The organism is Marinospirillum sp. (genome assembly GCF_014859565.1).
Genome location: NZ_JACUUA010000159.1, coordinates 1 through 7707, shown reverse-complemented (window position 1 = coordinate 7707; position 7707 = coordinate 1). Strand labels below are relative to the sequence as shown.

Here is a 7707-nt window from a genome sequence, read left to right as displayed (position 1 = left end):
GTTATGCGCGGTTATGCGCGGTTATGCGCGGTTATGCGCTATGCCTACCACGCAAAGAAATCACAGCAGATCCTTTAATGCCTGATCCAGCTGAGGGTAGTCAAAACTAAACCCTTCCTGCATCAGGCGTTCTGGCAGCATACGATCACTGACCAGCAGCAGGTCTGCCATTTCACCAAACAACAGCTTCAATACTTTTTCCGGCATCGGCAACAGGGTTGGGCGGTGTAATGCCTTTCCCAGTAACCGAGTAAAGTCTGCATTGGTGACGGGTTCCGGTGCCGAGGCGTTATAAACACCCTGCGCGGATTCGTGGGTTAACAACCAGGTGTAAATACGCGCCATGTCCTTGCGGTGTATCCAGGGGAACCAGTGCTTACCTTCACCCAGCGGGCCACCCAGCCCAAAACGAAAAGCGGGTAGCATTTTTTTCAGCGATCCCCCTTCAGGCGCCAGTACCACTCCGGTACGCACCAGGCATACCCGTACATCCAGTGCTTCGGCTTCCAGCGCCGCAGCCTCCCAGGCTGCACATAAATCATGGGTAAAACCGGGCGTTGGCGGGGTTGCCTCGGTGATTTCTGCGTCACCCTGCTCACCGTAATAACCCACAGCAGAAGCAGACACCAGCACCTGGGGTCGTAAGGTTTGTTTTGCCATCCAAGCCACCAGCTGGCGAGTGGTATTCACCCGCGAATCCACCAGCAGCTTTTTGCGCTGCTCGTTCCAGCGCTGATCCGCTATGCCAGCACCGGCCAGATTGATGACCGCCTGAATCGAATCAGGCTCCAGCTCATCCAGTTGCTGTACGTAATCAGTAACACCCACAGGCAAGTTCGGTTTCAGCTGCCGAGTCCACAGCACCAGCTGATGACCCTGTTGAGCCAGTAAAGGACAAAGCGCCTGACCAATAAAGCCTGTTCCACCCGTTATGAGTATACGCATCACTTTCTCCCGCCTGAATTATATGTACATTATCTATACAATACTTGAACAAATCGCAAAGCGCCACTAAGCTATGCGCATGATCAACAGAAAAAACAGGATCACCTTGTGACTTCATCACCTCGCCTGGGTGGCCAGTGTTGATCAACAGCATTGCTACCCCTTGGCACGCATGAGTTCGCTGACTTTGGGGCAACAACTGAGCAGGCTTGTACAATAGCTATACCCTCACTGTTTTTAAGCCTGTATTCAGGTAAACTTGCAGCAAAATACCGGCGCAGCAACCGACCCGATGGAGATCAAAATGGCGCACGACCCCGAAGCGGAGCAAGGCAACACTAGCCCGCTGTATCCTATCCGTGAGGTTTCTCGTCTGACCGGTGTTAACACCGTCACCTTGCGTGCATGGGAAAGACGTTATGGGCTGATCACACCTCAGCGCACTCCCAAGGGTCACCGGCTTTACTCCACTACAGATATCGAGAATGTTCGCCGTATCCTGCAATGGATGGACAAGGGTGTCACCATCAGTCAGGTGGGCGATCTGCTGGATCAACCCCCTGAAGCCAACCGACCAATTGAGCCTGCCGGTGACTGGCAGGCACTGCGTGAGCAATTCCAACAGACCCTGCAACAGCTGGATGAAGATGCGCTGGATCGGCTTTTCTGTGATGCCTTCACTCGCTGGCCTGCCAGCCAGCTGGCCGATGATGTATTTAGTCCCTTGTTGCGCAGCCTGCCTACAGATTCTGCCAGCTACGGCTTGCTGATTCGTTACCTGAGAAACCGTATTGGTGAGCGACTGCAAAACCGCCGCAAACTGCTGGCCGGTCCACGCCTGTTATTGTTGCGTACTGGTGAAGATCAGCAACAGCAACTGCTGACTTTGCTGGCACTGAGTGATCTGGATTTTGAGGTTTTCTGGCTGGATCAAGCCATCCATTTTAACGAACTGCTGCAGGTTGCTGTTCGACTTAAACCCAGACTGCTGCTGCTGGGTTCCGGTGATTATTCACAACAACAATTACAACAACTCAAAGAAAAATGTTCCGCACCCTGTGTGGAAACCAGTCAACTGGAACAGATCAACTCGGTCACCCTGTATGGTCTGCTGCGTGACAAAACATGAAATCTCGCCAACTGGTCTGGTTTCGTTCAGACCTGCGTACCGAAGATAACCCTGCACTTCATCAAGCCTGTCAGCAGGGTGAAGTGGTGGCGGTATTTATCCCGACCTTGCAACAATGGCAGCAGCATGGCTGGGGCACACTCAAAACCGCCTTTGTACTCAACAACCTGCAAGCATTACAACAACGGCTGGCGCGGCTGAATATTCCCTTGTTGCTGCTGGAACAAGTCGATTTTTCCAACAATGATCAAGCCCTGTTGCAGTTGGCAAAACAACTGAATGCCAGCCACCTGCTGTTTAATGATGAATACGAATGGAATGAACAACAACGGGATATACAGGTTGAAAGCAGCTTTAAACAAGCCGGTTTGACCGTTCAACGCTTCACGGATCAAGTGGCTTTTACCCCCGGCAGTATCCGAACCGGCAAGGGTGATTATTACACCGTTTTTACTCCCTTTTATCGCAACTGGCTAAGCCAGCTGCGCACGGAACAGTGGACTCCCCTGCCTGAGCCGGCACCCCAGCAACCCACCGGGTTAAACAGTGATGCGCTTCCTACCAGCCCTGATCATCCTGCGCTGGTGTTCTGGCCTGCTGGTGAAGCCGCTGCCCACCAAAGGCTGGAAGATTTTTGTGCCTCTTCACTTCCAGACTATCAAACACAACGGGATTTTCCGGCGATTAACGGCACCAGCAGTCTGTCACCCTGGCTAGCTGCGGGTGTGATTTCTTCACGCCAGTGCCTGGCTGCCGCACATCTGGCATCACAAGGTCGTATTCAGGATAAAACCACTGGCGCCGGTTGCTGGGTGTCCGAGTTGGTGTGGCGGGAGTTTTATCGCCATCTCTTAATTGGTTTTCCGCGTGTCAGCCGTGGCAAAGCCTTCAAAAAAGATACCGAGCACCTACCCTGGCGTTCACTCGAAAACAGCAAGGCGCAGCGGGATTTACAAGCCTGGCAAACCGGGCAAACGGGGTTTCCGCTGGTGGATGCAGCCATGCGCCAGCTGCTGCACACCGGCTGGATGCACAACCGCCTGCGGATGCTGAGTGCGATGTTTTTAAGTAAACACCTGCTGATTGATTGGCGAGTGGGCGAAGCCTTTTTTATGCAGCATCTGGTGGATGCAGATCTGGCAGCCAACAACGGCGGTTGGCAGTGGGCAGCCTCGACCGGCACCGATGCAGTACCCTACTTCCGCCTGTTTAATCCTTACAGCCAGTCAAAAAAGTTTGACCACCAGGGTCTCTTTATCCGTCACTGGTTACCGGAACTGGCACACCTGGATAACAAAGCCATCCATCAACCCCCTGTGGATAAAGTGGATTTGTTTGGCAGCCCAAACTATCCACAACCCATTGTGGATTTAAAAATGGCACGAGAAAGGGTTATGCAGGCATTTTCGAGATAATACGGTTCAGGTCAGCGGGTGCAATAAACACATCCTTTTTGCCGATCTTGTGTTTACGTAATAATCGAAAGTGGTCAGACAGAGTCATCAGGTCCGTACGTGCCGTCTGGTAGACCACATCATGTGCCGTCTGATGCTCTCGGATAGTGTATTCGTGACCGGGATGCTTGAGGGCATGTTCCAGCAATGCCCGCTGCCGATGATTTAACCGACCCTGTAACGAGGAACGGTTCAGTACATTCTCAGATTCCCGTTGCTCCTGCATTTTTCTGGACAGGTACTGGTGCAGATCATTAATAGCTTCCCGGATCACCTCTAATTGATGATCAAGGAAATACGTCAGATCATTATCATCGGTTTCTGTATACAAATAGGCTTTCATATAGCGTGCCGGTGCTTTTCTGATCACCCTGGAAATGGAGATGTACTCCATCAACCAGTAATTGGCCCTGGACATGATCCAGTAAAATAACGCCCGAGCAGTACGCCCATTACCATCCACAAACGGGTGGTCGTACCCCATCATGAAATGAACAATAATGGCTCTGATAATCGGCGGAATGAACTGATCATCCGTTTCATCCAGGGCATTAGCAAAATCACACACCGCTTGCAGCCGCTGTTCCAGCTCCACAGACTTTGGCGGAACATGCAATAATACGTCATCCTGCGAAAAAACACAGATATCATCTGCTGATGTTCTGAACTGCCCCGCTTTATCCTGATCTGCCGCATCCAGGGTGCCTTCGGTCAAAATTCTGTGCAGCTCAAACACCAACAAAGGAGTCAGCTGCTCATACCGATATTCCCGAATGAACTGCATCGCCCGGTAGTTGTTGACGATCATCTGTTCAGAGTGATCCATTGGCTTGCGCCCACTGCGCAGCAACTCCTTCGCAACCCTTCGAGTTGTTGATGCTCCCTCCAGTTGACTGGAGCTGATGGACTCCTCCATCAAACTGCTGATCAGATATTGTTGCCGGATTTTTGTATCACGAACGACTCCATCTGCCTCGATGGATCCTGTTGCCTGCTCACTGATCCAGAGCAGATGCCGCATCAAAGTATCAGGAATACAATAGCTGAATGCCTGCTGATTTTTGTTATACAGCGGCACACTTCTGGACAGTTTTTTCCTGGCCATTTTGATGGCGGCCCAGTGAAGTTCCGGTGTCATGCCCGCAGGTGGATTCAAGTGACGCAGCTTATCCCAGTGCAGATATTGTCCCTTGGCATCACAAGGGCCAATACCGGTCATTAAAAGTTGGGCAAGCTGCTCCGGCTGCTGCGATAACAATCGCTGCAGGAAGGTATTTTGATCGGGGGGGGTTAACGGAAGCTTCATGGCACACACCTACTAAAATAATTAAAATTAGTATAAATAGCTTTTTACGAGCAATCTACTAATTTTTCAAATTTTAGTATAAACAAGAGGCGGCGCAATAAATCACAAGATATGCTGGCAAACCTGATGACTCGACACAAGATAGCCTGTGACGAGCCAGCAGATTTAAAAGAGGATCACACCTTTTTGACAAATTCGGACTTTAGTTTCATGGCACCAATACCATCAATTTTGCAGTCGATGTCATGATCACCATCCACCAGGCGGATGTTTTTGACCTTGGTGCCCACTTTCACCACCAGTGAAGAACCCTTCACTTTCAGGTCTTTGATAACGGTCACCGTGTCACCATCCACCAGCGGATTGCCATTGGCATCCTTGATGATTTTTACGTCTTCAGTGGCAGCATCGCCATCCTTTGACCATTCGTGGGCGCATTCCGGGCAGACATATTGAATGCCATCATCATAGGTGTATTCAGAACCGCAGGCAGGGCAGGGGGGTAGATTAGTCATCATGCAGGTAGATCCGGTTGGTTATGCTGGAATAACGAGCGCCAGTACTGGTTTTCATTAGACAGGATGCCGGATGCCGCACCCACCAGCTCTCGTAGCTGCTGGGTACGTTGCCAGCTGGAAGCGCGTCCTGCCAAATGTTCGTGCAGCTCAAAAGCTTCTTTTAAAGTGGTTAATTCTCGCCACACTTGTGCCGCCATGGACGACACCCGTACCACCTCGTTCTGGCTAAGGATACCATGAATGGCTGCACCCCAGGCCGGAAAAAAACCGGTAAAAATCAGAATTGCCGGCAGGGTAAAAAAGAAGTGAATGGTCACTGCAAGAAAAGTCAGGGTGAACAAACCAAAAGCCAGCCGGTGCAGGTAGGTATGCTCCCGGTGCAGGTGATGGTAACTATTCAGGTAATAGTGGCGATGTTCCTCAAGTACTGCGCGGATGTATTGCAGTGTTTCAGTGTTGTGTTCAGTCATGCCATAAATTGGCTGGCCGGAAGCACAGCGCGGCAAACCCTCTGCAATCAATAACCGCTGCAGAATCCAGGCCTCTGCTGATTTTAATCGCAACTCAATACGACCCCGTTCCACCACCGGCTCCCAGACTGGCACCGAATAACTGTTCGGTAATACCAGCAGCGGATAACCCAGCCGCAGATAACGCACCTGTTCAGCAATAAAACGAAAACTCATCCAGCGACCATGAAAATTAAGGAAGCGGGATTGCAACACCCGCCGCACAATAAAATGCAGCAGGATAAATTCCAGAAACACCCAGATAAACGGGACGCCGGTACTCGGTGCAGGCCAGAGATGAATGGCACCTGCGACCGCACAAAAAACTGCAAAAGCCGCTGCATAATAAATCAGCCAGGTGTCATCCCGGTAACGGGTGGCAAATACCCGCGCCTGAGTATCCGACCAGTTAAATACCTGCTCCAGCTTTGGCTCCTGAATTGGATTGGGCACATCCGCCATGGCATCGGCACTGATATTGCCATAACCCTGATAACAAGGTGGCCGGAACAAGGCCTGAATGGCAGAGCCAAGATCCAGCTTGGCCAAACCGGAAAAAAAACCGTGCGCCCGACTAATCATGCGCTCCTGACGAGTGTACTGACGCACCTCGGTATGCAGTATCTCCATCACCCGCAGTGGCTGACTCTTCTGGGGTGGGTTGAGCATGATGTTCAGCCATAACCAACTGCCCTTGATCCACTCTATTAACGGCAGTGGGCGTTCTGTGATTTGCTTGCGCCAACCCCTGCCGTGCAACCACCAGAACAGCCATTGCAGCAGATACCGACTGACCGAGCGCTGTTGCTCAATACGTTTTAGCAGAGTTCGTTCGGCATTGTCTGGTTGTAAGGCCGGACGAAAAGGCACCAGCAGGATATCCATCCACTGACGTAAACGCTGGTCAGTTACAGGGGCATCCAGCGGTAATTCATCAAAAACCTGCAGCAATAGGTCAGCGTTACAGCCCAGCACCTCCACCTCAGTTAACCAGGCATCTGTCAGCTTTTGTAAATCCAGCCAAAGCAGTTGTGGTGCATCGGCATTTGGGGGCAACAGCAGAATGCAGGTTGGTGTCCGTCGTAACAGGGCTTCACGAATCATCAACGATGTACCGCTGCTCAGGTTCTGCGGTTCCTGACCATCCCAGACTGCCACCAGTAGATCACTGAAACTTAATGCCAGACGATCCCGTAAGCGATAATCCGCTTCTGAAAGATCGACGGCACCATCAACCGGCTGCATCTGCATTGCCACCCCGCGAGCCGCAGTGGGCGCATCCACCGCCTGCTGACTGGCGCGAGGCAACAGATAATCCAGCTCATAACCACACTCAACAGCCAGCTGGGCACCCAGTGCATCAGCACCATTGCCCGATCCAGTGATCATACGGGTCAGGGGCGGAACATCGGCATAAACTTCCTGTACTTGCTCAAAGGTATCCGTAGCAGCCAGCCTGATACGATCCAGCAGGCCTTTCATATCACTCTGCAGGTCGCACTGCCGCTGCTCCAGCAAGTCAGCATCGACTCCATCCGGCTGCAAGCGCTGCTGCCGATGACCAGCGACCAGCACACTGAACACCGGTTGCAAGCGGGGTGCATGATTCTGGGTTTGTATTACATCGCTGGTTAAAGACATCTGTGACTCCTTCACCTGAAAAAAATACCCCGAAGCCGAGGCCTCGGGGTATTGATCATAACAACTTGTCGCCGAAACACTAGGCGGCAATATTTTTACGAATTATTACAGCCCAGCATCTGCTTTTAATGCTGCTGCCTTGTCGGTCTGCTCCCAGGGGAAAGCCGTGAAGGTGTCATTACCCACGGTCATTTCAACCGGCTGA

At 51.6% G+C, this 7707-nt stretch carries 6 protein-coding genes; 2 read left to right on the top strand and 4 right to left on the bottom strand.

What is annotated here, in order from left to right; translation table 11 throughout:
• Positions 1 to 60: 60 nt before the first annotated feature.
• Positions 61 to 945: a TIGR01777 family oxidoreductase gene (locus IBX50_RS15115; protein WP_292257126.1), complete on the bottom strand. Its 885-nt coding sequence runs from the start codon at positions 943 to 945 to the stop codon at positions 61 to 63.
• Between the two features lie 304 nt (positions 946 to 1249).
• Between IBX50_RS15115 and IBX50_RS15110 the strand changes: the two genes are divergently transcribed.
• On the top strand, positions 1250 to 2074 hold the full coding sequence (locus tag IBX50_RS15110; protein ID WP_292257125.1) for a MerR family transcriptional regulator: 825 nt from the start codon (positions 1250 to 1252) through the stop codon (positions 2072 to 2074).
• Positions 2071 to 3489 carry a deoxyribodipyrimidine photo-lyase gene (gene phrB / locus IBX50_RS15105; RefSeq protein WP_292257124.1) on the top strand — a complete coding sequence of 473 codons (1419 nt, stop codon included), beginning with the start codon at positions 2071 to 2073 and terminating at the stop codon, positions 3487 to 3489. The genes IBX50_RS15110 and phrB overlap by 4 nt, the downstream gene beginning before the upstream one ends.
• On the opposite strand, the gene IBX50_RS15100 is transcribed toward phrB, so the two are convergent.
• The 3 genes from IBX50_RS15100 to IBX50_RS15090 all read right to left on the bottom strand — a co-directional run bounded on the left by IBX50_RS15100 (position 3467) and on the right by IBX50_RS15090 (position 7502).
• Complete coding sequence (locus tag IBX50_RS15100) at positions 3467 to 4834, bottom strand: Fic family protein (protein ID WP_292257123.1); 1368 nt, start codon at positions 4832 to 4834, stop codon at positions 3467 to 3469. The two genes, phrB and IBX50_RS15100, sit on opposite strands and share 23 nt — an antisense overlap.
• A gap of 176 nt (positions 4835 to 5010) precedes the next feature.
• Positions 5011 to 5349: a zinc ribbon domain-containing protein YjdM gene (locus tag IBX50_RS15095; RefSeq protein ID WP_292257127.1), complete on the bottom strand. Its 339-nt coding sequence runs from the start codon at positions 5347 to 5349 to the stop codon at positions 5011 to 5013.
• Positions 5349 to 7502 carry a hypothetical protein gene (locus IBX50_RS15090; RefSeq protein ID WP_292257122.1) on the bottom strand — a complete coding sequence of 718 codons (2154 nt, stop codon included), beginning with the start codon at positions 7500 to 7502 and terminating at the stop codon, positions 5349 to 5351. The genes IBX50_RS15095 and IBX50_RS15090 overlap by 1 nt, the downstream gene beginning before the upstream one ends.
• Between the last annotated feature and the right edge of the window lie 205 nt (positions 7503 to 7707).